The sequence below is a fragment of the Bacteroides sedimenti genome (assembly GCF_040365225.1).
Taxonomy (GTDB): domain Bacteria; phylum Bacteroidota; class Bacteroidia; order Bacteroidales; family Bacteroidaceae; genus Bacteroides; species Bacteroides sedimenti.
The window spans coordinates 2,146,949-2,172,011 of record NZ_AP028055.1 but is presented as its reverse complement, the minus strand read 5'-3'; the positions used below and the strand labels follow the sequence as shown (position 1 = coordinate 2,172,011).

The 25,063-nt window shown below is 42.1% G+C and carries 20 protein-coding genes; 2 read left to right on the top strand and 18 right to left on the bottom strand.

Going from position 1 to position 25,063, the window contains the following annotated elements; all coding sequences use genetic code 11:
- Positions 1–115: 115 nt before the first annotated feature.
- The 7 genes from ABWU87_RS08695 to ABWU87_RS08665 all read right to left on the bottom strand — a co-directional run bounded on the left by ABWU87_RS08695 (position 116) and on the right by ABWU87_RS08665 (position 7,595).
- The gene (locus ABWU87_RS08695; protein WP_353329932.1) at positions 116–943 is read right to left on the bottom strand and encodes a MerR family transcriptional regulator; all 828 of its coding nucleotides are present in this window, start codon (positions 941–943) and stop codon (positions 116–118) included.
- Between the two features lie 142 nt (positions 944–1,085).
- Positions 1,086–1,622 (bottom strand): GNAT family N-acetyltransferase, encoded by a 537-nt coding sequence (locus ABWU87_RS08690; protein WP_353329931.1) that lies wholly within the window; start codon positions 1,620–1,622, stop codon positions 1,086–1,088.
- A gap of 638 nt (positions 1,623–2,260) precedes the next feature.
- Positions 2,261–3,649 carry a tRNA uridine-5-carboxymethylaminomethyl(34) synthesis GTPase MnmE gene (gene mnmE, locus ABWU87_RS08685; RefSeq protein ID WP_353334441.1) on the bottom strand — a complete coding sequence of 463 codons (1,389 nt, stop codon included), beginning with the start codon at positions 3,647–3,649 and terminating at the stop codon, positions 2,261–2,263.
- Positions 3,650–3,656: 7 nt separating this feature from the next.
- Complete coding sequence (locus ABWU87_RS08680; RefSeq protein ID WP_353329929.1) at positions 3,657–4,526, bottom strand: nucleoside phosphorylase; 870 nt, start codon at positions 4,524–4,526, stop codon at positions 3,657–3,659.
- Between the two features lie 92 nt (positions 4,527–4,618).
- Positions 4,619–5,614, bottom strand: a complete 996-nt coding sequence (gene floA / locus ABWU87_RS08675; RefSeq protein WP_353329928.1) for a flotillin-like protein FloA — start codon at positions 5,612–5,614, stop codon at positions 4,619–4,621.
- Between the two features lie 21 nt (positions 5,615–5,635).
- Positions 5,636–6,112 carry an NfeD family protein gene (locus ABWU87_RS08670; protein ID WP_353329926.1) on the bottom strand — a complete coding sequence of 159 codons (477 nt, stop codon included), beginning with the start codon at positions 6,110–6,112 and terminating at the stop codon, positions 5,636–5,638.
- A gap of 46 nt (positions 6,113–6,158) precedes the next feature.
- The gene (locus tag ABWU87_RS08665) at positions 6,159–7,595 is read right to left on the bottom strand and encodes a hypothetical protein (RefSeq protein ID WP_353329924.1); all 1,437 of its coding nucleotides are present in this window, start codon (positions 7,593–7,595) and stop codon (positions 6,159–6,161) included.
- A gap of 153 nt (positions 7,596–7,748) precedes the next feature.
- On the opposite strand from ABWU87_RS08665, the gene ABWU87_RS08660 reads away from it, so the two are divergent.
- Positions 7,749–8,495, top strand: coding sequence for an ATP-binding protein (locus ABWU87_RS08660; RefSeq protein ID WP_353329922.1), 747 nt, complete (start codon positions 7,749–7,751; stop codon positions 8,493–8,495).
- A gap of 24 nt (positions 8,496–8,519) precedes the next feature.
- The gene (locus tag ABWU87_RS08655) at positions 8,520–8,888 is read left to right on the top strand and encodes a DMT family protein (RefSeq protein WP_353329920.1); all 369 of its coding nucleotides are present in this window, start codon (positions 8,520–8,522) and stop codon (positions 8,886–8,888) included.
- Between the two features lie 71 nt (positions 8,889–8,959).
- Here ABWU87_RS08655 and ABWU87_RS08650 read toward each other — a convergent pair whose 3' ends face one another.
- The 11 genes from ABWU87_RS08650 to ABWU87_RS08600 all read right to left on the bottom strand — a co-directional run bounded on the left by ABWU87_RS08650 (position 8,960) and on the right by ABWU87_RS08600 (position 24,837).
- Positions 8,960–11,263, bottom strand: coding sequence for a bifunctional dihydroorotate dehydrogenase B NAD binding subunit/NADPH-dependent glutamate synthase (locus ABWU87_RS08650; protein ID WP_353329918.1), 2,304 nt, complete (start codon positions 11,261–11,263; stop codon positions 8,960–8,962).
- A gap of 177 nt (positions 11,264–11,440) precedes the next feature.
- The gene (gene serS, locus ABWU87_RS08645) at positions 11,441–12,715 is read right to left on the bottom strand and encodes a serine--tRNA ligase (protein WP_353329916.1); all 1,275 of its coding nucleotides are present in this window, start codon (positions 12,713–12,715) and stop codon (positions 11,441–11,443) included.
- Between the two features lie 161 nt (positions 12,716–12,876).
- Positions 12,877–13,143, bottom strand: coding sequence for a 50S ribosomal protein L27 (rpmA, locus tag ABWU87_RS08640; RefSeq protein ID WP_353329915.1), 267 nt, complete (start codon positions 13,141–13,143; stop codon positions 12,877–12,879).
- 21 nt (positions 13,144–13,164) lie between these two features.
- Positions 13,165–13,482, bottom strand: coding sequence for a 50S ribosomal protein L21 (rplU, locus tag ABWU87_RS08635; RefSeq protein WP_353329913.1), 318 nt, complete (start codon positions 13,480–13,482; stop codon positions 13,165–13,167).
- A gap of 931 nt (positions 13,483–14,413) precedes the next feature.
- On the bottom strand, positions 14,414–15,298 hold the full coding sequence (locus ABWU87_RS08630; protein WP_353329911.1) for a TraB/GumN family protein: 885 nt from the start codon (positions 15,296–15,298) through the stop codon (positions 14,414–14,416).
- Between the two features lie 129 nt (positions 15,299–15,427).
- Entirely contained in the window at positions 15,428–16,135 is a 708-nt protein-coding gene (locus tag ABWU87_RS08625) for an ABC transporter ATP-binding protein (protein WP_353329909.1), read from the bottom strand.
- Positions 16,136–16,186: 51 nt separating this feature from the next.
- Entirely contained in the window at positions 16,187–17,668 is a 1,482-nt protein-coding gene (locus ABWU87_RS08620; protein WP_353329907.1) for a DUF5687 family protein, read from the bottom strand.
- Between the two features lie 78 nt (positions 17,669–17,746).
- Positions 17,747–20,578: a M16 family metallopeptidase gene (locus ABWU87_RS08615; RefSeq protein WP_353329905.1), complete on the bottom strand. Its 2,832-nt coding sequence runs from the start codon at positions 20,576–20,578 to the stop codon at positions 17,747–17,749.
- A 168-nt stretch (positions 20,579–20,746) separates the two neighbouring features.
- The gene (gene trxB, locus ABWU87_RS08610; protein ID WP_353329903.1) at positions 20,747–21,694 is read right to left on the bottom strand and encodes a thioredoxin-disulfide reductase; all 948 of its coding nucleotides are present in this window, start codon (positions 21,692–21,694) and stop codon (positions 20,747–20,749) included.
- Between the two features lie 14 nt (positions 21,695–21,708).
- Entirely contained in the window at positions 21,709–22,320 is a 612-nt protein-coding gene (locus ABWU87_RS08605) for a LolA-like putative outer membrane lipoprotein chaperone (protein WP_353329901.1), read from the bottom strand.
- A gap of 42 nt (positions 22,321–22,362) precedes the next feature.
- On the bottom strand, positions 22,363–24,837 hold the full coding sequence (locus tag ABWU87_RS08600; protein ID WP_353329899.1) for an FtsK/SpoIIIE family DNA translocase: 2,475 nt from the start codon (positions 24,835–24,837) through the stop codon (positions 22,363–22,365).
- Positions 24,838–25,063: the final 226 nt, after the last annotated feature.

Below are 25,063 nucleotides of genomic sequence, written 5' to 3'. Positions count from 1 at the left end.
AATTGTATATCCAGTTTCAGTTATATTTTTGCATGAACAAACGATAGGAGTTTTAAAATAAATGAATTAACACCATACCCTTGGTGGAGTATGGCGTTATTATTAACTCTGAGTGCTATTTTCTGACAGGTAACTGAATCTCGGTCAACCATTCATCTACAGACTCTTTGTTCCAGATGCCATCTATATAATTAAAACGGGCAAGTTCCGTGGGCTCATATCCGTTTGCCTCGGCATAAGAATAAAGCTCAGCAAAGGTTTCAGGCATTTTTTCGTAGGCACCATAGTGTTTAATGCAGAGTGCAACTGGCACTTCTGGCAACACTTTGAACTTAATCAATTCGGAATCCTCACCTCTTTTATCAACTGCTTCAAAATACTCAATATCAATATCCTTACCATACTCCGTTTGATGTTCAATAGTAAAGCAATATTGAGGCTCGGGACACTCACAGCCCAGACGTCTCATCTCTGGTCCAATGATATTTGGACACAGATTGAACATCTCTTGATAAGAGTCGATTTTACGACGGTGAGTTGCAAAAACCCTTGATGGTAACGATTTCTCAAATACTTTTTCCATAATGTTCTCTTGTTTATGGAGCATTGTTTCCAGCTTTACAAGTTCCGTTTGTCGCCATATCAAAGACTGAATCTCATTTTCTGATTGTGCAATTTTCATGCGTATCATCTCTTCGGTTGGCATCTGGAGACTTTCTTCGAAAATATCAAAAATATCTTCGAGCGAAAATCCCAGCCTTTTCAGATATACAATTCGATTCATACGTCGCAGTTGCGAGATATCGTAGTAGCGGTATCCCGTCCACTCATCTACCTCGATAGGAATCAGTAGTCCCACCTCTTCATAGTGACGCAGGGTTTTGACCGTAACTTGGCAAAGTTTGGAGAATTCTCCGATTTTAAACTTCATTTTTGTATTCATAAACTTCGTGCGCATTTGGTTTATGGTGCAAATATAAATGTTACCCTAAGGGACGAGTCAAGCGTTTTTCGATATTTTTTATTCGATTGGGGTATAAATCTCTGAAATTTCACTAGTTGATTCCATAACAAACCCGATATAATCAACCATTATTGCCAATGGTATATTCCTTTTTTAAAATGCTGTAAACTTCAATGTCGGCAAAGCTCCCATCAGGAAATAATTCACCGGCACGTTCTATGCCCTCAAAGCTAAACCCTAGTCGCTTAGGGATATTACTGCTCTGAGTATTACCAACAGCACTCTTTATCTGGATACGGTTTATTCCTAGATTTTCGAAGGCATATTTGCACAACTGTTCAACTGCACGAGTTACTATGCCTTGCCCTTGATACTCACTTGATAGCCAATATCCGATTTCTGTTTTGCAATTTCCTTTATCAGTAGCTTTAAATCCAATAAGGCCGATAAATTTATTGTCTTTGCGGATTGTGAAAGTTTCATCCTCCATTTTCATGGAAGAGTCTACAAACTCTTGTGTAAACTGCACAGAGTCCGTAAAGGCTACAAAAGGCAACCAACGTCCCAGATACTCTTTTTGAGCAACTATCGTATTATATATGTCTGTTGCATCATCCCATTGTAATGGTCGGAGTGATACGTCATCAAATAGTTTCATATTTATATAACTTATTCATTCCAAATTCCATTTTTTTAGAGCTGGAACTACTTTCAATATCTTCATCATTTCTTGCGCAAGATCCAAAACACTTCACCAGCAAATTCAATCAGAGTATACTGCTTGTGGATATTATATTATGGTCGGCCGTCTCAAATTCATTAGTATATCTTTAAAGACTATAAGGTAGGATGCAGCGTATAGCTAATATTTTTTGAAATTATATTTCTTTCTTAACTCCTCTTGCTGTTCAAGTGAAAGAGATGAAAAATATCCTTTCCAGCCCGGACAGAAGTTAATATGCCAACGCCAGAAACGTCCAATTAATGATTTTGGACTTTTTTCGTATTTTGCCCTCATAGAGCAGTTGTTGCAACTCGATTCCATAAGTGTGATGTTAATGGTTGATAATTAAATATTTATAATTCAATAGGAACGAGCCCTAAATTGTTAATGGATTCATTTACAAATTGCAAAAGGCGTGTATTAAAGATTAAAAGCTTCACATTGTCACTTTAAATTGTTCGTAAGTCCTTTATTTTAGCAATAAAGCAAAACAGGATATTATTATATTACTTAAGCCAATGCCATAATATGTTCAATTTATTGATATAGCTGTTGTTTGCAGTGACAAAAAATCATTTCCCAATACAAAAATGCGCAAATATATTCCCAAGTATTTCATCATTGGAGATGGTTCCGGTAATCTCACCCAGGTAGTGCATGCACTCGCGGATGTCCTGTGAAAGGAAGTCGCCGGAGATGTTGTTGTTCAATCCTTCCTTCACGCGGTGGATGGATTCCTGGGCTCGGGTGAGAGCTTCGTAGTGACGAACGTTGGTCACGATGACATCGTTCTGGGTGACAGTGGGAAGATTGGCAGTTTTTACCAGCAACTCTTCCAACTCGTCGGTGTTCTCGCGATTCCTTGCGGAGATGAAGATGTGAGGGGTTTTGTGGTGGGCAGCTAGCTGCTCCAGCTCTTTCTTTACTTCCTCATTAATCAGGTCGCTCTTGTTGAACACCAGGATGAGCTGCTTGCCCTTGCATTTGGGACGTATTTTTTCGTACAACTTCTGAATTTGCTCCTGACTATCCGTGGCGGCAATCATGCAGAGCACAATCTCTGCCTGATCGAGTTTGCGGAAGGTACGTTCAATACCTATGCTCTCAATCTGATCGTGTGTTTCGCGGATACCGGCAGTGTCGATGAAACGGAACAGAGTGCCTTTTAGGTTGATGGTATCTTCAATCACATCACGAGTTGTGCCGTGAATGTCGCTGACAATGGCTTTTTCTTCGTTGAGCAGGACGTTGAGCAGGGTAGACTTCCCGGCATTGGTCTCTCCGATTATAGCTACCGGAATTCCGTTCTTAATGGCATTTCCCACATTGAACGAGTCGGCCAGGCGGGTGATTATCCGCTCGATATTTTCAGTCAGTTTCAAAAGGGCATTTCGGTTGGCGAATTCCACTTCTTCTTCGCTGAAGTCGAGTTCTAGTTCAACCAAAGAAACAAAGTTGAGCAACTGAGTGCGCAGGTCGGTAAGCTCCTTGCTGAATCCTCCGCGCATCTGACTCATGGCCAGGCGATGTGTGGAAGCGGAAGAGGAGGCAATGAGGTCGGCTACAGCTTCGGCCTGACTGAGGTCCATTTTGCCGTTCAGGAAGGCACGTTGGGTAAATTCGCCCGGAAGTGCCGAACGACAGCCCTTTTCAATAAGCAGCTGCATCACCTGTTGCAAGATGTAAGAGGAACCATGGCAGGAGATTTCGGTCGCATTTTCGCCGGTGTAGGAGTGTGGTGCACGGAAGATGCTGACAAGCACTTCGTCTATCACTTCCTCTCCCTTACAAATTCGTCCGAAGGTTAGGGTATAAGCCTCCTTACCCTGTAGCTTGGTTCTTCCATCTATAGGTGCAAAGATTGAACTGGTTATATCGATGGCGTCGGGGCCGGAGACCCTGACAATGCCGATTGCTCCTCCCTGTGCGGTGGCTACGGCGCATATTGTATCCTGATTTATCATCTTTTTAAATTCTGTCGAGTACGGTTGTTATCAATGTATCAATGGTGTTTTTATAGCCGGTGTTGGCCTCCTTGATAAGTCGATTGGCGATTACCATGCATACGGTCATTGCCTTATGTCCCATCAGTCTGGAGAGTCCTGCCAGTGCCGAGCTTTCCATTTCGAAATTGGTGATTCTATAACCGTTGTATTCAAATGATTCTACTTTTTCGTTCTGGTGGGGATCGGCCAGCGGAACACGCAACTCACGTCCTTGTGGTCCGAAGAAACCGCCTGCGGCAATGGTCACCCCGTTCACCATGTCTCCCTGATTGATTCGGGAAATCAGTTCGGCGTTGGCATCAATTACATAAGGTGCGCAAAGCAGGGGAGACCACTCCATGTGTTTGCAGAACGCCTCTTCGAAGGCGAGGTCGCACACATCGTTACGTCCGGCATAGAAGTTGAGTAATCCGTCGAAACCGATTGATTTCTCTGAGCAGATAAAAGTGCCTACTGGTGTATATGGTTGCAGCCCTCCACAGGTGCCGATGCGTACCAGTTCCAGCTGGTGGAATTTCTCTTTCTCCTGGCGGGTGGTGAAATCAATGTTTGCCAGTGCGTCGAGCTCATTCACCACAATATCTATGTTATCGCAACCGATACCGGTGGATAGAACCGTGATTCGTTTTCCCTTGTAGGTGCCGGTAATGGTTTTGAACTCGCGGCTTTCCACTTCGCACTCTCTGCTTTCAAAATGAGAAGCTACGGTTTCCACACGCCCCGGGTCGCCTACCAATATCACTTTGTCTGCCAGTTCTTCAGGTTTCAGGTGCAGATGAAACACCGATCCATCAGGGTTTATAATAAGTTCCGATTCTGCAAAATACTTCATATCATTTTACGTTTAGTGGTTCTATAAAAGAAATGTTGCCATAGCTACATTGATGTACAACCATGGCAACACTTATTCTGTTGGCCGTCTTTTTATTCAGTCAAAGGTTTCTTTGGAGTTGAGACTGCCGGTTTAGCAATATTTTCGCGCATTGAAGTGTCAGCTTCAATGTTTTTCATTTTGTAATAATCCATAATGCCCAGATTGCCGCTTCTGAAGGCTTCTGCCATAGCTCTAGGTACTTCGGCTTCGGCTTCGATAACTTTTGCACGGGCTTCCTGAGCTTTGGCTTTCATCTCCTGTTCGGAAGCTACTGCCATGGCGCGACGCTCTTCGGCTTTCGCCTGAGCAATATTCTTATCAGCATTTGCCTGGTCAATCTGAAGTTCAGCACCAATGTTCTTACCAATATCAATATCGGCAATGTCGATGGAAAGAATTTCGAATGCGGTTCCGGCATCGAGTCCTTTATGCAACACTACTTTAGAGATGCTGTCCGGATGTTCCAACACATCTTTGTGGCTGTCGGCCGCACCGATGGAGGCAACAATACCTTCACCTACACGTGCCAGAATAGTGTCTTCTCCGGCTCCACCCACCAAGCGTTTAATGTTTGCACGGACTGTGACACGTGCTTTGGTTATCAACTGAATACCATTTTTTGCCACAGCATATACCGGAGGGGTGTCAATTACTTTTGGGTTTACAGACATCTGAACAGCCTGAAACACATCGCGTCCGGCAAGGTCTATAGCGGTAGCCATCTGGAAGGATAGCTCGATGTTTGCTTTGGAGGCTGAAACCAGTGCGTGCACAACTTTCTCTACATGTCCGCCAGCCAGGTAGTGAGCCTCTAGCTCGTCGCGGGTGATGTTGCTCAGGCCTGCTTTGTGCGCCTCGATCATGGCTGGTACTATTACGTAAGGCGGAACATTACGGATGCGCATCAGGAAGAGTTGCACCAATGAAATGTTCACTCCCGATACCTTCGCTGACAACCAGAGAAAGAACGGCACGTAATGGAAAAAAATAACAAGAAAAAGGAGCCCACCTCCAATGAGGATCATAGTAAGAAATGTTGGGTTCATAATTTTGTATTGTTTTAAGTTTTAAATAGTCTGAGTTTGTTTCTCCACAAGGATGTTTCCGTTATCGATGCGGGAAACAATGATCGGTGTCTTCTCGTCGATAAATCCGTCGATGGAACGAACTTCCACGTGGTGTCCGTTGATATCGGCTATACCAATCAGCGCCAGGCGAGTGAAAGCGATGCCGGTGTCACCCACTTTAATGCTCTGCTCGGCCTTATTATCCACAGTCGAGGTGATATTTTTTTTCAAAGCAATCTTATCAAGCGTTTTCGATCGCATAAAGATGAACAGTGAGGCCACACAAGCAAGGGTGGATGCTGCCAGGGTGATGAATCCAGCTGTATTTCCCAGATTGGAAAAGGCAAAATAATTGGCGTAGATTAGGCATACGAATGCACCTATACCTGCGAAACTGATACCGGGAATGATAAATATCTCGACCAGGAATAAAATAATCCCTGCAACAATAAGTGCTATGATGATCAGTATATCCATTTGTTTTGTTTTTTGCCAAATTTAATAAAAAATATGATACATCTCCTTATTTCCTCAGGAAATTATTCTCTTCATTTCGGATATTGATTACCAGTGATTTGATATCCTCTCCGATTTGTTCTACTCTTTTCTCCAGGTCAAGAATTCCCGGTGCAAGTGATTTTCTCTTCTCCTGGTTTGATTCGTTGAAGTATTCGCGTTGTTTTTCTAATCTTTTTAGCTGCATGTCATAATCAGAAAGAGCTTGTAGCCAGTCCTTAACCAACTCGGCAGCTTTAGGAGAGTTGAAATCTTCTATTTTGGTATAAGTGAGCTGATCGTTGATAACAAATTCAAAATCCTTTTTTTCTTTAGCTTCAGGTTTCTGTTCTCTGACAGCTGTCAGACGCTCTCTGGCAGCTTTTTCCTCAGCACTTTTCCCGTTCCAGCTATCTTTCAGGGAGCTGATTCTGGCAAGTGAAATAAGCTTGTCTTTATCTGTTGAATCGTAATCATAGATTTTCTTGGATTCATTTGGAATAAAGATATAAATGCAAACCTTACCTTCAGGTTGATAACGATCGGAAGCAAACCATCCCAGGTTGTTGTATTCGTCAATCACGTACATGTAATCGTTGAAAGGGGAGTTGAAAGGCATTCCCACATTTTCGGGAGTAAGGTAGCTGTTGTTATCGCTGTTATATCGGGTCACAAAAATGTCGTACCCACCTAACGAGCCTTCGCCTTTAGACGCAAAATAGGTGGTGATGCCATCAGACATCACAAAAGGATAGTTGGCGTCTGCACCCGAATTGATATTTTTAGGAAGAGGAACTGCATCACTCCATTGTTCCAGCAACTTGGTGCGTGTATAGATATTCATGTGATTACTCTTTCCCTTGTATCCGTAATAAAGCTTGTTACCCAGTTCTGTCTGGTAAACCGTACCTTCATTGTCGCCATCGGTTTTGAAATATTGGTTGTAGGTATATAGGTTTCCTGATTCCTCACTGATTTTATAGGCATCCAGAAAATTCTTCTTGTCAACCACTACACTGTCAATAATGGCAACCTTCTCAACTCCCTTAATCATTTGCGCACCCAATCGCACTTGCCTCATAACATTGTCTAGTTCCGGGGCCGTTTTTTTGCTTTTTTCAAGCATGGAAATATAATTGTTGTAATTTTCTTCCGCTTCGCTAAAACGGTACTGCTCACTGTAAAGTTGTCCCAAATAGCGATAAGCTTCCTGTATCTTTTTACTTGCACCTATCAGCAGGTATTTTTCTGCAATGGACTTTTCTCCGGTTTCATAGCAACAGGCGCCGTACCAGAAATTATAGTTCGGGTTTGTCGGGTTGCTTTTGGCATATTTCTGGAATACGGGTTTTGCTTGTTCGAACTGACCTTTTTTAAAGAGTTCTTTTGCCTCTTCAAGAGTCTGGGCAGACAGTGTTAAAGTCAGCAGGCAAAGGAATATGGATAGAACATGTCTCTTTCTCATACTTGTTTTATTTAATTACAAGTTCAAAATTACTAAGTTTTTGTTTATTATCCGAATTACGCTTAGGCTATTATGTTAATTCTTCTTTAAAACATTCTTTTGCCATCATAATTCATTGCTATTTCATGTAATTTTGCACCCAATTTTAAGTGTATGGCTCAATTTACAGAAGAAGAAAAGATTTATAAACGAATAGAAACGCGCTTCAATAAAGGTTCTGTGAAGTACAGACTGATTGAGGATGGTGATAAGATTCTGGTAGGACTCTCTGGTGGAAAAGATTCGCTGGCTTTGCTGGAGCTGCTGGCTCGTCGTTCGAAGATTCTTAAACCGCGTTTTTCAGTGGTGGCCGTATATGTGGCCATGAAGAATATCCCGTATCAGGCAGATTTAGATTACTTGAAAAGCTATGCGGAATCTTTCGGGGTTCCTTTCGTTTACTATGAAACTTCTTTTGATGAATCGACCGATACTCGTAAGTCGCGCTGCTTCCTCTGCTCCTGGAACCGGCGGAAAGCACTCTTCACTGTGGCCAAAGAGCAGGGGTGCAATAAGATTGCGCTTGGACACCATATGGATGATATCCTGGAGACATTGCTAATGAATCAGGTGTTTCAGGGTGCTTTTAGCAGCATGCCTCCAAAACTGGTTATGCGGAAGTTTGATATGACGATTATCCGTCCCATGTGTCTTATTCCGGAAGTGGATTTAATAGCATTGGCCAAGGTACGCGAGTTTAAAGAACAGAAGAAAAATTGTCCCTATGAAACGCAGTCCCATCGTTCGGAAATGAAAAAGGTGCTTCGGCTTTTCGAGGAAATGAATCCGGAGGCTCGCTACAGCCTGTGGAGCAGTATGAACAATATTCAAAAGGATTTACTGCCTGAAGAAGGCGTTTAATAAAGACTAATAAGTTATTACGTTATGCAAGGAATGTTTTCTATATTACTTTTAGTTGTATCAAATATCTTCATGACTTTTGCATGGTATGGACATTTGAAATTGCAAGAAAATAAAGTTATTGGCAGCTGGCCTTTGATTGGTGTTATACTCTTCTCATGGGGTATTGCTCTGGCGGAATATATGTGTCAGGTTCCCGCAAACAGATTGGGATTTAATGGAAACGGCGGTCCTTTCAGTCTAATGCAGTTAAAGATTATTCAGGAAGTAATTACTCTTGTTGTTTTTACAGTTTTTTCTACCATGCTGTTTAAAGGTGAAAGCCTGCACTGGAATCATATGGCGGCTGGATTGTGTCTGATTTTAGCAGTTTATTTTGTTTTCATGAACTGATTCTTATAACAAAAATGAGGTTGTCCCAGCACGGAACAACCTCATTTTTTATTTATAGAAGCAATGCTTGTTTATGCATTGGCATTTTTCTTGAACTGTTCGTCCATTGCTGCAGCTGCTTTGCGGCCGTCGCCCATGGCAAGAATTACAGTTGCTCCGCCTCGTACAATATCACCACCTGCAAAAATCATGGGGATTGACGATTGCATATCATCATTCACATTGATGGTTCCTCTTCTTCCTACTTCCAAACCTTTGATTGAGCTAGGAACGATTGGATTGGGAGATACCCCAACGCTGACAATGGCCAGGTCGATATCAATTGTTTCTGTAGCTCCCGGAATAGCAACCGGGCTTCTACGTCCTGAAGCATCTGGTTCTCCGAGCTCCATTTTCTGAAGCACTACCTGTTTTACTCTTCCTTGTTCATCGGCAAGATATTCAATCGGATTGTGCAGAGTAAGGAATTCAACACCTTCTTCCTTGGCGTGTTTCACCTCTTCCAAACGGGCCGGCATCTCTTCTTCAGAACGACGGTAGATAATCATAGCTCTTTCAGCACCCAGACGTTTGGCTGTACGAACTGAGTCCATAGCGGTGTTTCCACCACCAATTACGGCTACGTTCTTTCCAAAAGAAACGGGAGTATCCGATTCCGGATTGGCAGCATCCATCAGGTTGACACGTGTGAGGTATTCGTTGGATGAAAGGATATTGATAGAGTTTTCGCCCGGAATATTCATAAAGTTAGGCAAACCAGCACCGGATGCTACGAAGAAACCTTTAAAGCCTTCTTCCTGCAGCTGTTCAACAGTAATGGTTTTACCAACGATGCAGTCTTTGATGAATTTTACACCCATCTTCACAAGGTTGTCCACTTCCACGTCGACAATTGTGTTAGGCAGACGGAATTCGGGGATACCATATTTAAGCACACCGCCAATTTCGTGCAGCGCTTCGAATACGGTAACATCATATCCCATCTTGGCCATATCGCCTGCAAAGGAGAGTCCGGCAGGGCCCGAACCGATTACGGCTACTTTGATGCCATTGCTTTCGTCAATATCCGGAACGGAAATCTGTCCGCTTTCTCTTTCATAATCGGCGGCAAAACGTTCAAGATGTCCGATTGCTACGGCTTCCTTGTTCATCTTCAGTGTATAGATACATTTAGATTCGCACTGTTTTTCCTGAGGACATACGCGTCCGCATACTGCAGGCAGAGCACTGGTTTCCTTCAGGGCTTTAGCAGCTTCGAGGAACTCTCCGCGTTCAATGTTCTTAACAAACTTAGGGATATTGATTTCTACCGGACAGCCGGTCATACAAGTAGGGTTTACGCAGTCGAGACAACGTTTTGCTTCCTTCATTGCTTGTTCAGGAGTTAACCCCAGGTTTACTTCTTCGCGATTGTGAGAGCGGTATTCCGGATCCAGCTCGTTCATGTGAACGCGTGGAATATCGGTACGTTCTTTGGCTTTCATGCTTTTGCGAAGCTCTTCGCGCCAAGGAGTGTTGCGGTTTTCTGTATGCTGACTTTTAGTGATTTCGCATGAGTGTGAACCTAGTTTTTTAACCTCTTCCTTTTCAACCTCTTTGAAGGCACCCATACGTCTGATCATTTCATCGAAGTCAACCTGGTGAGCATCGAACTCAGGACCGTCTACACAAACGAATTTGGTTTTTCCACCTACGGTAACACGACAAGCACCGCACATTCCGGTTCCATCCACCATAATGGTGTTCAGGGAAGCTTCTGTTGGGACTTCGTATTTCTTAGTCAACAAAGAGACAAACTTCATCATTATAGCAGGACCGATAGTAAAGCATTTGTCTACCTTTTCACGGAGAATAACTTCCTCTACACCGGCTGTAACCAAACCTTTTTTGCCATAAGAACCGTCATCGGTCATGATAATCACTTCGTCGGAGCTTTCGCGCATCTCGTTTTCCAGGATGATAAGTTCCTTGGTGCGTCCTGCCAGTACAGTGATTACTCTATTTCCTGCAGCTTTGAGAGCCTGAACAATTGGAAGTAGCGGAGCAATACCCACACCACCTCCGGCACATACTACTGTTCCGAAGTTTTCAATGTGAGTGGCCTGGCCCAACGGACCAACTACGTCGGTTACATAATCTCCAATTTCCAGGTTGCACAGTTTGGTTGAAGAAAGTCCTACTTTCTGAACCACAAGGGTGATAGTGCCCTTTTTGGTGTCAGAACCAGCAATGGTCAACGGCATGCGCTCTCCCTTTTCTCCCACACGGACAATCACGAAGTGTCCGGCTTTGCGGGAACGGGCAATCATCGGTGCCTCAATTTCCAGCTTAAAGACATTCTCTGAGAAATTCTCTTTGTTTATTATTTTATTCATAAAATAGAAATATATGTATTAATTAGGTTATTAACAGCGGAATGTTGTTATCAACAAAGGTAATCTTATTGTTTCTGATATCAAAATGATGGGGTATAAAAACGAAAAACGTTTCACCAGAGTTAACATAGTGAAACGTTCTTATATTATTATAAATGCATGTTATGCAGTAAATTATCAGTCGATGATGTCGAACCCTGTGTATGGAACCAACGCTTTTGGTATGCGGATGCCTTCAGAGGTTTGATTATTTTCGAGCAGAGCTGCCATAATACGTGGCAAGGCAAGCGCGCTACCATTGAGTGTGTGGCAAAGTTCAGTCTTCTTTTCTCCTGAACGATAGCGGCATTTCAAACGGTTGGCTTGGTATGATTCAAAATTAGATACCGAGCTAACCTCCAACCAGCGTTCTTGTGCGGCCGAATATACCTCAAAGTCGAATGTAATGGCCGATGTGAAGCTCATATCGCCTCCGCAAAGACGAAGAATACGATAAGGAAGTTCTAATTTATTTACCAGATTTTCAACATGAGCAATCATCTCTTTCAGTGATTCGTAAGAGTGCTCGGGCTTATCGATGCGTACAATTTCCACTTTATCGAACTGATGCAGGCGGTTCAGCCCGCGTACATCTTTTCCGTATGAACCTGCTTCGCGGCGGAAACAAGCAGAATATGCACAGTTCATAACCGGCAGTTCGCTTTCTGAAAGAATCACATCGCGGTAGATGTTTGTTACAGGAACTTCGGCAGTAGGAATCAGGTAAAGATCGTCCTCGTTGGCATGATACATCTGTCCCTCTTTGTCGGGCAACTGTCCGGTACCGTAACCGGAAGCGGCGTTAACCACATACGGTGGCTGAATTTCGAGGTAACCGGCTTCGCGGGCTTCGTCGAGGAAGAAGTTGATCAGTGCTCTTTGCATGCGGGCACCTTTTCCTTTGTAAACAGGGAATCCTGCTCCGGTGATTTTAACACCCAGTTCAAAGTCGATCAGGTCATATTTTTTGCAAAGATCCCAGTGGGGAACCGCATCTGTTGCCAGTTGGGGTGTTACACCTCCCATTTTCTCCACCTTGTTGTCCTCGGCGCCATAGCCTTCGGGCACAGATTCGTGGGGTAGGTTAGGGATAGTGCAAAGAAGTGTCTGAAGCTCTTCGGCCGCTTCGTTCATGGCCGCTTCCAGTGCTTTATTTCCTTCTTTGATTTCGCTTACTTTTGCGCGTGCCGATTCAGCTTCTTCTTTATTCCCTTCCTTCATCAGTTTACCGATGGATTTTGATAGGGCGTTAACTTCGGCAAGATTCTTGTCCAGTTCGTTTTGTGCGGCACGTCTTTTCTTGTCTAACTCCAGCACTTTGTCAATGGCTTCTTGTGCGCCTTTAAAGTGTTTCTTTTCCAGACCACGAAGAACTTCATCGGTCTTTTCTGTAATAACTTTAAGTGTAAGCATATCTTATACAGTTTTTTGTTTTTTCGTTAAGAGCCACAAAGATAAATAAAAATCGGATAAGATGTTATTTCTATTTTGGCTAATACCCGATATTAATAAAAAAAGTTCCCGCGACTATCTGTCACGGGAACTTCTGTATTGATTTGAGATAATCTCTTTGTTTACGCTTCTGCTTCAGCTGGGATTACCGATACGTATGAACGGTTTTCTCTACCTTTCTTGAAACTTACAACACCATCAACCAATGCAAACAAAGTGTGGTCTTTACCCATACCGATGTTCAAACCTGGGTGATGTTCTGTTCCTCTTTGGCGAATAATGATGTTACCTGCTTTGCAAGCTTGTCCACCATATATTTTAACGCCTAATCGTTTGCTATGTGATTCGCGGCCGTTCTTAGAACTACCGACACCTTTCTTATGTGCCATTTCTTCTTAAATTTTAATTGATTAAGCTACAACTTCTTTGATATTTAACTCTGTAAACTGTTGACGGTGACCGTTGCGTTTTCTGTAACCTTTTCTTCTTTTCTTGTGGAATACGATTACTTTATCACCTTTTACCAGGTGAGATACAACTTCACAAACAACTTTTGCGCCTTCTACTGTTGGAGCTCCAACTGTAACTACGCCATCTTTGTCTACTAGCAATACTTTGTCGAATTCGACAGTAGCACCGTTTTCAGCTTCTTGTATGTGGTGAACATACATTTTTTTTCCAGCTTCTGCTTTGAACTGCTGGCCGTTAATTTCTACAATTACGTACATCTGTTATAATGTTATACAGGTTCTCTCCGGAAGGTGGATCTTAATCACTTAATCTCACTTATTTACCTTAACGCGGAATAATCAGGGCACAAAATTACTGATTCTATTTTAATCCAGCAAATTTATTTTGTGAATTTTATGGCATTCAGATGATTAAATGAGTTCTTCTTTCATCTTTTCTGCTTTTCGGGTTTTGTAATTATGCCACCTGAATCAAAAAGCATCTTTAAAACCCATCCCAAGCCTTTTGCTTTACCAGCCCATCATTCTCCCTATAAAAGTAATTTCAAAAAGTAACACAAGTCACGCAAGTCGCGCGAAATGATTGTAATTGATTGGTAATCAGTGTTGTGTGGGGTGCGTGACTTCTGCGTGAGATAAAAGAAGTCACGCAGAAGTCACGCACCTTGCAAGTGTCACATAATCAGATTGATACGTTGTTTTTGCGTGACTTGCGTGACTGCGCGACTTTTTTAAATCAATTATATGGGGAAATGGGGTGGGGTAGGTTCAGGCTCCATGTTTCTTCGAATGAAACATTGAGACAGTTTTCAGCGATGTAAAACGCCATGTTGAAGTAAAAAAGACGGTTGCAAATGAAATATCGAAACCGTTTCATGGGCAAGAGAGTACACCGGCATTAATGCATCATGTGTTTCCAAAAAAGTCTTCTTATGCGTCCCTCGGAGTAGTTTTATAACTCATCTCTTTTGAGTAGTAAGTTCTTGTACAGAAGAATAGATTCTTTTGTACAGAAGATTGTTTTCTTTTGTACAGAACAATGCATTCTTTTGTACAAGATCGTTTTAATTCATGGCGAAGGATTCCGGATGAACGGCGTCGACTGCAAAAAAGAAGCTGCCCTCGCCACGGTTCTGTAAGAAGTCGTGACGAGGGCAGCTATGTGGGGTTTCAATTTTCGGGGTTGTTTTTATTTCATCGGTTCAACCTTGTAACCCTGTTTCTTGAGTAAGGCAATCAGGCCTGCTTTTCCCGGCAGGTGCAATGCACCTACAGCGATAAAGGTAGATGCTTCTTTCATGATGGCAGGAAGCTTGGTTGCCCAGTCCTTGTTTCTATATTCAAGCAGTGCTTCAAATTCTCCCGGAAGAGGGTCGCAGCTGGTGCCGTCTCTCTCTTCCGACAATTGAATCATTTTTTTCAGATCGAAAGAGAGGTAAGCATTGTTCAGATCTTTTGCCTGTTTTACAAGTTTAATAGTATCACTCAACGAACATACCAGTAGTTTTGCCTGTCTTTTAAGAGATTGTGAATCGTACATTAGTTTTAGTTGAAAATCAATATCTTCCAATGCCGAAACTTTTTTTCCAGTTTCTTCTCCCTTAGTCTGAAAATAACCGTCCAGTTGTTCATTTGGATTGTATCCCGGAAGTGACTTGCGAATAATAGTAACTGATGTCATGGCGCAGATGAAGGATGGTTTCAGCTTGGGAACCTGGTTAAGGTCGAATCCTAAAGTCGGTTTTATAAAACAGTTTATCATTTCCTGCTCTTTTTCTGTGAAAAGCATCTGTGCAGTGGTATCGTTTGATATAAGAATAGCTTTCTGCATTTTCTGCATGTTATCGGGAGATTGGAGATCTTTCATAATTACCTCGCCAACAACCTGTGTGGTTGCACCGAAAGCCTCTTTATAGCCTGGTACTTTATCCAGAACGGAAAGAGGAGCCAGGTGGTGAGTGCCGAAAAGATAGGAAGGATTTTTAAGTCCATTGCCGGATACTTTCCATAGCAACTGTGCGTTTGCAGAAGATGCAAAGAGCAGGATGCAGGCAAGTGTGATTAGTTTTTTCATGATGTTTTAGTTACTTATAATTCAGTTTTCGGTAATTCTTTATTTTCTCCGCATAATCAGCTGACTAATAGCCTTTATTTTCTAAAATGGATAATTAACTCACTTATTCATCCGATATGTGCGAATAGCTTAATCCACATTGAAATAATCTTCCAGTTCCTTCACTGCCGAATTGTCCGTATTGTTGATGTCGCGGATAATCTTTCCGTTTTCGAGCAATGCAATCCGGGGACAGATGTCGGTGGTGTGATTCAGGTTATGACTTGAAATCAGGATGGTGGCACCGGTCTGCTGGTTGTAATCTCTCAGAACGTGTTTGATGATGGATTGAGAACTGGGGTCAAGGAAGTTGAACGGCTCATCCAAAATCAGCAGCTGAGGCTGATGAATCAAAGCAGAGATAATACCTATTTTCTGCTTGTTTCCGGCTGAGTAGTTACGGATATACTTCTTTTGTCCTACAACCTCTCCGTTCATAAAACGTTCGAATGGCTGTAATCGTTCATCGACCTCTTCCTTTTTTAGTCCGTACATTTTCCCGATAAAGTAAAAATACTCTTCCGGAGTGAGGTAATCAATCAGGAAACTGTCGTCAATGAATGCACCCGTTATGTTTTTCCACTCTTCGCTTTCACAGGTATTTATTTCGTTTATATGAGCCGTTCCGTTGTCTGCCTTCAGCAGATCGAGAATCAAACGGAAGAAAGTGGTTTTTCCGGCTCCGTTGTTACCTACAAGTCCTAGTATCTCTCCTTCGTTAATTGTATAGTTCTCTATATCGACAGCTCTTTTTTCTCCGAAGCTTTTCTGTAAATTATTGATTGATATTGTTGCCATATTACAATTGTTTTAAAATAAATTTATTCATGAAAAAGAAAATGTTCTGGTTTATTTCGTGTCGCGGAAACCTTCCATATTCTTATATCTTCTTTTCATGAAGCGTACATATATGTTTTTAATCCAGATGTTGGACGTGCATGTAAATGCTATTCCGATAATTAATAATACCCAAAGACTGGCAGGTTCGCCCAGTGTGATTCTTAAGAGATTGATTACTAGCATGGGAATACCGAACGATAGCAGGCTGATGATACTTTGGAAACCGGTGCCGGTTGACTGGCGACCTATCAGCGATTCGTTCAAAGGGGTGGTTTTATTATTGTAAACTGCCAACTGAAGAATGATGAAGTAGATAAACCCTGTGGTAAACAAAGCATATGAAAATGCTGTGAGCAAGGATATTTTTCCCATTACAATAACAGGAATCATCAGGATAAATGGTACAATCACAGCAAAGCTATAAAAATAGTATTTAGCTCTCAGCAGGTTGTAGATAGACTCCTTGCGGCTCATGAGTCCGTCCAGATAATTTCCTTCAAAGCTCATAATCTGAGTCAGCATCAATATTCCCAGAATGGCGAAATTGTATATTCCCACAAAACTTTTGCCAAAGGCTCCTTCGTATGATGGGGTGAAAAGCATGGCAGTAAGCATTATAATAAGGAAACATCCCATGCGAAACATTGATTTTGTTCTCTTGTTGCGGAATAGCAATTTTAGTTCAAGGCGGAAGTACTCGCCCACCTCTCCGTAACGTTCCAGGAATTTGTATTCCGACACCCGTTTCACCTTGGTGTCTTCTAACTTGGAGAGTTCGGCATAAAGGTTACGAACCATTATAACGCGGTTAATCCATGCCATTAGGGCTATAGCAACCAGAACACCCAGAAATGCAAGTGGTTTGCTCATGATAAACATCTCGCCCAGATTCATTGTAAAGGTGCTGATGCGATGTTCCAACACAAACTCTGCTACTCCCAGTAAAGAATAAAAGATGATTGGAATCAGCACAAATATCGTTTTTTCGTTAATCAACGTACGACACAGCAGATACCAGTAATTATTAAGAATCATCAACAGATAAATCCCAAAGCAGTAGGTGATAACTCCTGTTATTCCGTAATATTTTAAGATTGTGATAAAAGCAAACGGTACAACCATAAAAAGCCAGAATGCATTGTAGCCGTCGGCTCCCGATTTAAGAAGGAGGATGTTAAGTAGCTTGTTTCTTTTTATAGGAAGCAAGAGGTATTGTTTTATCTCTTGAGTAGGGGGCTTCTGAAAAATAAAACGAAGCAGAAAATCAATTATCAGGATAATCAGAATTCCTTTGTTGAAAATATGATATGGCTCCATAACGATATTATCTTCCGAAAGTCCCATCCCGAATAGTATACCGAAGAAAATAAAATACCCGGCCCAGAAGAGTTTCATGAAATACATAAAAAACTTACCGAACTTGTTCTTCTCGAACATCGGGTGACGTTTTGCTGCCAGTCGGGCATGTTTCCGTAATTCCAGTAAAAGCATAAGTAATGGTTTTATGGTAAAAAGAAAGAGGGGAGTAGTTTCTGTCAAAACTCCTGTCCCTCTTTCTGAAATTAGTTGTTATTTTGTATCAGGAGAGGTCATGGTTACTTCTATCTGATTTTTCTGACCGAACAGTTCTTTAGCAAACATCTGAAGATCTTTAGCTGTGATTTTGTTCACCATTGCTTCATAATTTGTGTAAATGTCTACTCCGGTATAGAAATACTCGTCCAGGTTATTTAACCAATAAGTATTTTCTTTCAGGTTTTCTTTGTATTTTTTCAACATATACTCTTTCACCTTAGCCAGGTTCACCTCTGACGGGCCATTCTGTGAGATGTTGTCAATCTCATTGAAGATAATCTTTGTCAGCTTATCTTTCTTGGCAGGGTCTGTGTTGAAGAAAATCTCCAGAGTGAATTCTTCTTTAGGGTACTTCTTGAGGTTTCCATATACGCTTACTCCATAAGTTCCTCCTTCTTCTTCACGTACTTTTTCGGTATATACAATGCTCATTATCTGGCTAAGTATACTCATCTTAATGTCATTTTCGGCAGTATACTTGCATTTTCCGTTATAGAGAGCAAATACCGTAGCTTTCGGAGTCTCCTGTTTCTTTGGGAATACATTTGTGTATTGACCTTTACGAATATCCATTTTCGTATCTTTGAAAGTCTCCTTTCGGTTGATGGATGGCAGTGAGCCCAAGTATTGTTCAAATAATGGCTTAGCTTTATTCAAATCGATGTTACCAACAAACATAAAGGTGAAATCGCTTGCATCTTTGAAACGTTCCTTGTAAAGAGCAATAATTTTCTGATAATCAATCTGATCAATCATGTCAGTCTTGAGGCGTATGGCTCTGGGGTGCTTACCGTAAAGTGCATAAGTTACAGAGTCGCTGAATGCAGTCATCGGATTTGCTTCCTGGTTCAGAAGAGTTGCTTTTGTGCGTGTCTTGTACGAAGCGAAAGCATCTGCATCCATTCTCGGAGCGGTAAATGACAGGTAGGTAAGCTGTAGCATTGTTTCCAGATCTTTTGGAGTACAGCTACCTTTTATTCCTTCAACGTTTGTTGATACATAGGAAGATGCCGAAGCCTTTTTACCTGCTAATGCTTTCTGCAGGTTTAACTCGCTGAAGTTTCCTAAACCACCCAGGTGAATAACATCGTTCATTGTCGAGATGTTTATTATTTCAGAGTCAGGCATCAATGAGTTACCACCGAGGCTGAACCCTTTCATATTGATTTCGTCAGCTTTGAAATCGGTCTTCTTCACCACAACTTTCACTCCGTTTGATAGTTTAAGCGTAGTAGTGCCATAGATGGTATTCTCTTTGGTTGATACAATCTTTCCAGGTTTTGGCATTACCGGAATGAGAGGCTCGTTAGACACCTTGTCTACGTATGCTGTAAGTTCCTCCTTCTTGACATTTTTCAGAATGTTGATAATTTGTTCTTTTGAAGGATATACCAGCCCTTCCTTATCCGGTCCGAAGAGTGTAACTACCTGATTGGAGTCGGATAGATATGATTTCATCAAATCGTTGATTGCGCTGAGTGGCATGTTGGGAGCGATCTGATTCATCAGGCTATACTCATCCTCGATGCTTGGTATTGGTTCATTTTCCGTAAAGTTTGATACGTACTGTCTGATGTATTCGTTATTCTTCTTTTTGTTCCGTTCGTTGTACTCTGATTCCATCTCAGTTAGGAATTCGGCTTTTGCACGTGCATATTCCGATTCTGTGAATCCAAACCGGCCGGCTCTCTCTATTTCACGAAGCAAGGTGCTTAATGCTGTTTCAACTCCATCTTCCTTACAGTCTGTTACTCCGGTAAATGCATCTTTGGTTTTAGCAATACTGAAGTTGCCATCATAAGTATATGCTTCAATAAAAGGAGGGGTTGCACTTTGTTTAAGTTCCTCCAGACGGGTGTTCAGCATGGAACCAATCATATTTTTGGCATATAATAATGCCATGTAGGCGATGCTGTTCTTTAAAGAATCAGGGAATGCTTCGTGTTTATTGAATACCGTAACCTCAATGTTGGTCTGTTCTTTATCCTTCCCAATTACCACGATAGGTTCCTTGTTATTTTCTACAGGATAATAGATGCGTTTTGCCGGATTCACCGGTTTAGGCACATCGGCAAAGAGTCTCTTTATTTTAGCTTCGATGGCATCTACGTCAACATCACCAACTACAATGATAGCCTGAAGATCGGGACGATACCATTTTTCATAATAATCACGAAGTGATTTATACTTGAAGTTATCAATTACCTCCATGGTACCGATTGGCAGACAATCAGAATATTTGCTACCTGCAAACATTACGGGCAATGCCTTTTCCATCAAACGAAGCCATGAAGAACTTCTTGAGCGCCACTCTTCGTGAATCACACCACGTTCCTTGTCAATCTCCTTGTCGGTAAGCAACAGGTCGTTCGACCAGTCGTGCAAAATCAGCAGACATGAGTCTATTATTCCATCACGTGTAACAGGTGCATTTGATATGTTATACACCGTCTCTTCCATGCTTGTATATGCATTAAGATTGGTACCGAATTTTATTCCCACTGTTTCGCACCACTCTTTTACACCCAGACCTTTTTCTGTTCCCGGGAAATTCTTTGTCCCGTTAAAGGCCATGTGTTCCAGGAAGTGTGCCAGCCCTCTTTGCTGTGGTTCTTCAAGAATAGATCCTACTTTCTGAGCAATGAAAAAGTCGGCTCTTTTTTCCGTAGTAGTATTTTTACGGATGTAGTAGGTTAGTCCATTTTCTAACTTCCCGACTCTGACATTTTTGTCAACAGGGATAGAAGGCATTTGTTGCTGAGCGAAAGTCATGCCTGCGCAGAATAATAATGCAGCAGCAAATAAGCTCTTAAATAAATGTTTCATAATCTATACGAATTAGATAAACTGTTAGTTATTTCATAAATAAGTCGGTATAAAAAGCATTAAAATCACAAAGTAAGTAATTTTGTATTAAAAATAAATATCCCGATAAAGATTTAATCGCTTTATCGGGATACCAAATGTGTGAGATTAATCTAAATAAAAGTTCCTTTAGAGCTGGTGCTCGGCCAGATAACGTTCGGCTTCGATAGCAGCCTTGCATCCGCTTCCAGCAGCAGTCGTTGCCTGACGATAAGTGGAGTCAGCCACATCACCGGCTGCAAATACTCCCGGGACTTTGGTTTTTGGACTGTTTCCTTCGGTAATGATATAGCCTACCGAATCAGTATCCAGATATTGAGCAAAGATATCCGAGTTGGGTTTGTGGCCAATTGCCAGGAAGAAACCGTCAATAGCAATATCATAACGTTCTTCGTCAGGTTCGCCCATGCGTTTTACCAGGTGTACACCTTCTACGCCGTTTTCTCCAAAAAGGCCAACAGCATTATGCTCGAATAAGACTTCAATTTTTTCGTGGTTCAGTACTCGTTCCTGCATGATTTTTGAGGCACGAAGGAAGGGTTTCCTAACAATGAGGTAAACCTTACTTGCCAGTCCGGCAAGATAGATTGACTCTTCGCAGGCGGTATCACCTCCACCCACTACAGCTACCACTTTTTTCCGGTAAAAGAATCCGTCGCAGGTGGCACAGGCACTCACGCCCATTCCGGCATATTTCTTCTCATCTTCCAGTCCCAAATATTTCGCGGTGGCACCGGTTGCAATGATTACGGTCTGTGCTTCGATAATTTTCTCTCCGTCAATCGTAATCTTATAAGGAGCCTTACTTAAGTCGGCTGCTGTAGCCATGCCGCTTCTAATGTCTGCACCAAAGCGAGCGGCCTGTCTTTTCAGATCGTCCATCAACTGGTTGCCATCCACTCCGTCAGGATATCCCGGGAAGTTTTCCACGTCGGTAGTTATAGTGAGCTGGCCACCCGGTTGCAACCCTTCATAAAGAATAGGAGAGAGGTTGGCGCGTCCTGCGTAGATGGCAGCAGTATAGCCTGCCGGTCCGGAACCGATGATCAGGCATCTTGTTTTTTCTGTTGTTTCCATATTTTTTGTTGTTATTATCTTAAATCGATGACTTCCGCATTCGGATAATTTTTCTTGTTGAACTTAAACAACGATTCAGAGTATGATTGGTTTGTTTGATAACCGGTGATGATAATCTCACTCTTGTTATTTTGTTGTTCCACTATTATCTGTTGAGGCTGATAATTGTTTTTCGAGATAAGCAGAGTGATTCGTGAAATTGCCTCCTTCTTATTTAACGGAGTCAGGGTAATTTTGTGATTATTGCCCACCATGCCGTTGTATTTGTAATTAAATCCTGTTTTATAAATGTTCAGCATTGTGTACGGATTCATGCTTTGCAACTCTTCCTGTGATGGATTGCTGATATTTACCTCATCGCTATGTTTTAGATAGCTCCATTGGGTTTTTCCATCAAACCAGGTAATGGCATCGTTTGTATTCAGCACGAATTTATTGTTTTTCAGTTGCAGCACACCATTGGTGCGTTCACCTCCTGTCCGGATACTGAATGTTGCTTTTATGCCTCCCGCTTTAGCAAACGCAGCCGAGGTCTGGTCCAGAATCTTTTTAGCTTGTGCATCTTTCTGGGCAAAACCGGGCAGAATAAATACACTTATTAATAAGGTAAGAATGTACTTTTTCATTTTATTACTCTTTTTAAAGTGAATAATCTGTTTAAAAATCAATTATGATCTCAGGTTGTTTAGCTTCATTTCAAGATCATTTTCATCGATACACATCACTTGGCGTGCCTTGCTGCCTTCTGATGGGCCTACGATGCCGGCTTTTTCCAGCTGGTCCATGATGCGCCCTGCACGGTTGTATCCAATGGAGAACTTGCGCTGTATGAGTGATGTTGAACCCTGCTGGTGAATCACAATCAGACGGGCGGCATCCTCAAACATTGGGTCAAGGCGGTTCATATCCACATCGGCAATGCTGTTATCCGGTTCATCTCCCACATATTCGGGTAGATAGAATGCTGTGGTGTATCCTTGCTGACGAGAGATATAGTTGGTAATCTGTTCAACTTCAGGTGTGTCAACAAATGCACATTGTACACGAACCGGATCACTGCCCTGCAGGAAGAGCATATCTCCGCGTCCTATCAGCTGGTTGGCTCCCGGACGGTCGAGGATGGTACGTGAGTCCATCATCGAAGAAACGCGGAAAGCAACACGGGCCGGGAAGTTGGCCTTGATGGTTCCTGTGATGATATTGGTAGTAGGACGCTGAGTTGCAATAATCATGTGAATACCCACGGCACGTGCCAGCTGGGCAATACGGGCAATGGGAAGTTCCACCTCTTTACCGGCGGTCATGATCAGGTCACCAAACTCGTCGATAATCACCACGATATACGGCATGAACTTATGTCCCTTTTCCGGATTCAGTTTTCTGTTAATGAATTTCTCGTTGTATTCCTTGATATTACGGGTGTGAGCTTTCTTCAATAAGTCGTACCGGGTATCCATTTCAATGCAGAGGGAGTTCAGTGTGTGGACCACCTTGGTAAAGTCTGTAATGATAGCCTCTTCTCCATCGGGAAGTTTTGCAAGGAAATGTCTCTCAATGGTTGAGTAGATACTGAATTCCACTTTTTTCGGGTCAATCAGCACAAACTTCAGTTCTGCCGGGTGTTTTTTATAAAGCAAAGAGGTAATGATGGCATTCAGTCCTACTGACTTACCCTGACCGGTGGCACCCGCAACCAGTACGTGGGGCATTTTGCAGAGGTCCACCATAAAGATGTCGTTGGTAATAGTCTTACCAAAGGCAATCGGCAGTTCGAAAGATGATTCCTGAAATTTCTTCGAGGAGATGATGGAATGCATGGAAACGATTTTGGGATTGGAATTTGGCACTTCAATACCAATAGTTCCTTTTCCCGGAATCGGTGCAATGATACGGATGCCCAATGCCGAAAGGCTCAGGGCGATATCGTCCTCTAATCCGCGGATTTTTGAGATTCTAACCCCGGCTTCCGGGGTAATTTCGTACAAGGTAACAGTTGAACCCACCGTTGCTTTGATTGAGCTGATTTCAATACCGAAACTTCTCAGAGTGCCGATGATTTTATCTTTATTGGCTGTCTGTTCCTCCATGTTAATGGCCGGTTCATTGTTGTCGTACCGTTTCATTAAGTCAAGAGACGGGTGACGATAGTTTTCCAGATCCAGCTTTGGGTTGTATTGTCCCAGAGTAGAAGCGTCATAGGTTTCATCATCATCCGAGCTGGCGGTTTCAATCTTAAATTCCGGCTCATTATCTTCAGATTCCTCATCGGCTTCTTCGTGAATATTATCCATTTCATCCGGTTCTTTACCCAGATTGGATTTAACCCAATCTTCTGCAGGACTCTCAACAACAGGAGGAAATATCTCCATTGGTTGTGAAATTACTGGTTGCTGAGCAGCTGGCGTTTGCTCAAAGCTTTGATCCAGGCTGAAGTTGACAGTCTTGGGCTTGGGGTTTGTAAAATCCTGAGGCGTTTCCTCATTTACCGGGACCGGGGCCACTCTTTCTTTCTTCTCTCTGAAGTTAAGTTGCAATAACCGTCGGATATAAATAATGGTTCGTGCACTAAGGTATATCAGAAAGCAGATGGCTGTTGTCAGCAATAAAAGTGAAACACCCGGAAATCCAATTTGTGAGATCAGCCAGTTGCTTACATTGTATCCATGTAAACCTCCCAGATAGATGAAACTATCTTTATAAGAATCCATAAATGCAAATCCGAAAAATACCGATAGCCAGATTAATAACAGCGAACAGCCAATAAACCATCTCCAGAGTCTGAAGTTACGTACTCGCATTAGTTTCATTCCGAAGACAGAAAGAAATAGCAATATCAGATAGGAGGATACTCCGAAGCAGTCGTTAATAAGATAACTAGCTATCTGGGCACCTCTGGAACCTGCATAATTACGGATGTGATTGTTTACCGATGCAAGCTGTCCCGGATCCGGACTGTCCAATATACTTTGGTCTGCAGCTCCGGTAAAGAAGAAAGAGGTGAAGGCCAACAAGAGGTAGACTGAAAAAATCACCATCATCAACCCTGTTACAAAATGAAAGGTTTCGTTTCTAAGGGTTTGAGTAATTTTATTGGATGAAACCGGTTCTGAAACCGGGCTCTTATCTGTTTTTTTCTTTGCCATGAAGAATATTGCTTTTTATGTTTGATTCTGCAAAAATAATAAAATAACATTTGCTTTGACTATGAATTTGATAAAAAATATCCCCGGAAATATTGCTCTTCTTTGTGTGTGAGAAGATCTTGTTTTTGTGCAAAATTAATGTATATATTATGCGAAATCAGCTATTTATAACAGAATGTTCTTTTATAATCTTGTTTTTAGTCATTGGCGTATCTTTTGTTGTAAA

What these genes read in the sequence shown, in the direction of transcription:
- ABWU87_RS08650 (WP_353329918.1), bottom strand. Translation starts at nt 11,263, where the DNA reads ATGAATAAAATAATAAACAAAGAGAATTTCTCAGAGAATGTCTTTAAG.
- ABWU87_RS08600 (WP_353329899.1), bottom strand. Translation starts at nt 24,837, where the DNA reads ATGGCAAAGAAAAAAACAGATAAGAGCCCGGTTTCAGAACCGGTTTCA.
- ABWU87_RS08620 (WP_353329907.1), bottom strand. Translation starts at nt 17,668, where the DNA reads ATGCTTTTACTGGAATTACGGAAACATGCCCGACTGGCAGCAAAACGT.
- rplU (WP_353329913.1), bottom strand. Translation starts at nt 13,482, where the DNA reads ATGTACGTAATTGTAGAAATTAACGGCCAGCAGTTCAAAGCAGAAGCT.
- ABWU87_RS08690 (WP_353329931.1), bottom strand. Translation starts at nt 1,622, where the DNA reads ATGAAACTATTTGATGACGTATCACTCCGACCATTACAATGGGATGAT.
- ABWU87_RS08625 (WP_353329909.1), bottom strand. Translation starts at nt 16,135, where the DNA reads ATGGCAACAATATCAATCAATAATTTACAGAAAAGCTTCGGAGAAAAA.
- trxB (WP_353329903.1), bottom strand. Translation starts at nt 21,694, where the DNA reads ATGGAAACAACAGAAAAAACAAGATGCCTGATCATCGGTTCCGGACCG.
- ABWU87_RS08665 (WP_353329924.1), bottom strand. Translation starts at nt 7,595, where the DNA reads ATGAGAAAGAGACATGTTCTATCCATATTCCTTTGCCTGCTGACTTTA.
- ABWU87_RS08615 (WP_353329905.1), bottom strand. Translation starts at nt 20,578, where the DNA reads ATGAAACATTTATTTAAGAGCTTATTTGCTGCTGCATTATTATTCTGC.
- ABWU87_RS08680 (WP_353329929.1), bottom strand. Translation starts at nt 4,526, where the DNA reads ATGAAGTATTTTGCAGAATCGGAACTTATTATAAACCCTGATGGATCG.
- ABWU87_RS08670 (WP_353329926.1), bottom strand. Translation starts at nt 6,112, where the DNA reads ATGGATATACTGATCATCATAGCACTTATTGTTGCAGGGATTATTTTA.
- ABWU87_RS08695 (WP_353329932.1), bottom strand. Translation starts at nt 943, where the DNA reads ATGAATACAAAAATGAAGTTTAAAATCGGAGAATTCTCCAAACTTTGC.
- floA (WP_353329928.1), bottom strand. Translation starts at nt 5,614, where the DNA reads ATGAACCCAACATTTCTTACTATGATCCTCATTGGAGGTGGGCTCCTT.
- ABWU87_RS08630 (WP_353329911.1), bottom strand. Translation starts at nt 15,298, where the DNA reads ATGAAAAAACTAATCACACTTGCCTGCATCCTGCTCTTTGCATCTTCT.
- serS (WP_353329916.1), bottom strand. Translation starts at nt 12,715, where the DNA reads ATGCTTACACTTAAAGTTATTACAGAAAAGACCGATGAAGTTCTTCGT.
- ABWU87_RS08660 (WP_353329922.1), top strand. Translation starts at nt 7,749, where the DNA reads ATGGCTCAATTTACAGAAGAAGAAAAGATTTATAAACGAATAGAAACG.
- rpmA (WP_353329915.1), bottom strand. Translation starts at nt 13,143, where the DNA reads ATGGCACATAAGAAAGGTGTCGGTAGTTCTAAGAACGGCCGCGAATCA.
- ABWU87_RS08655 (WP_353329920.1), top strand. Translation starts at nt 8,520, where the DNA reads ATGCAAGGAATGTTTTCTATATTACTTTTAGTTGTATCAAATATCTTC.
- ABWU87_RS08605 (WP_353329901.1), bottom strand. Translation starts at nt 22,320, where the DNA reads ATGAAAAAGTACATTCTTACCTTATTAATAAGTGTATTTATTCTGCCC.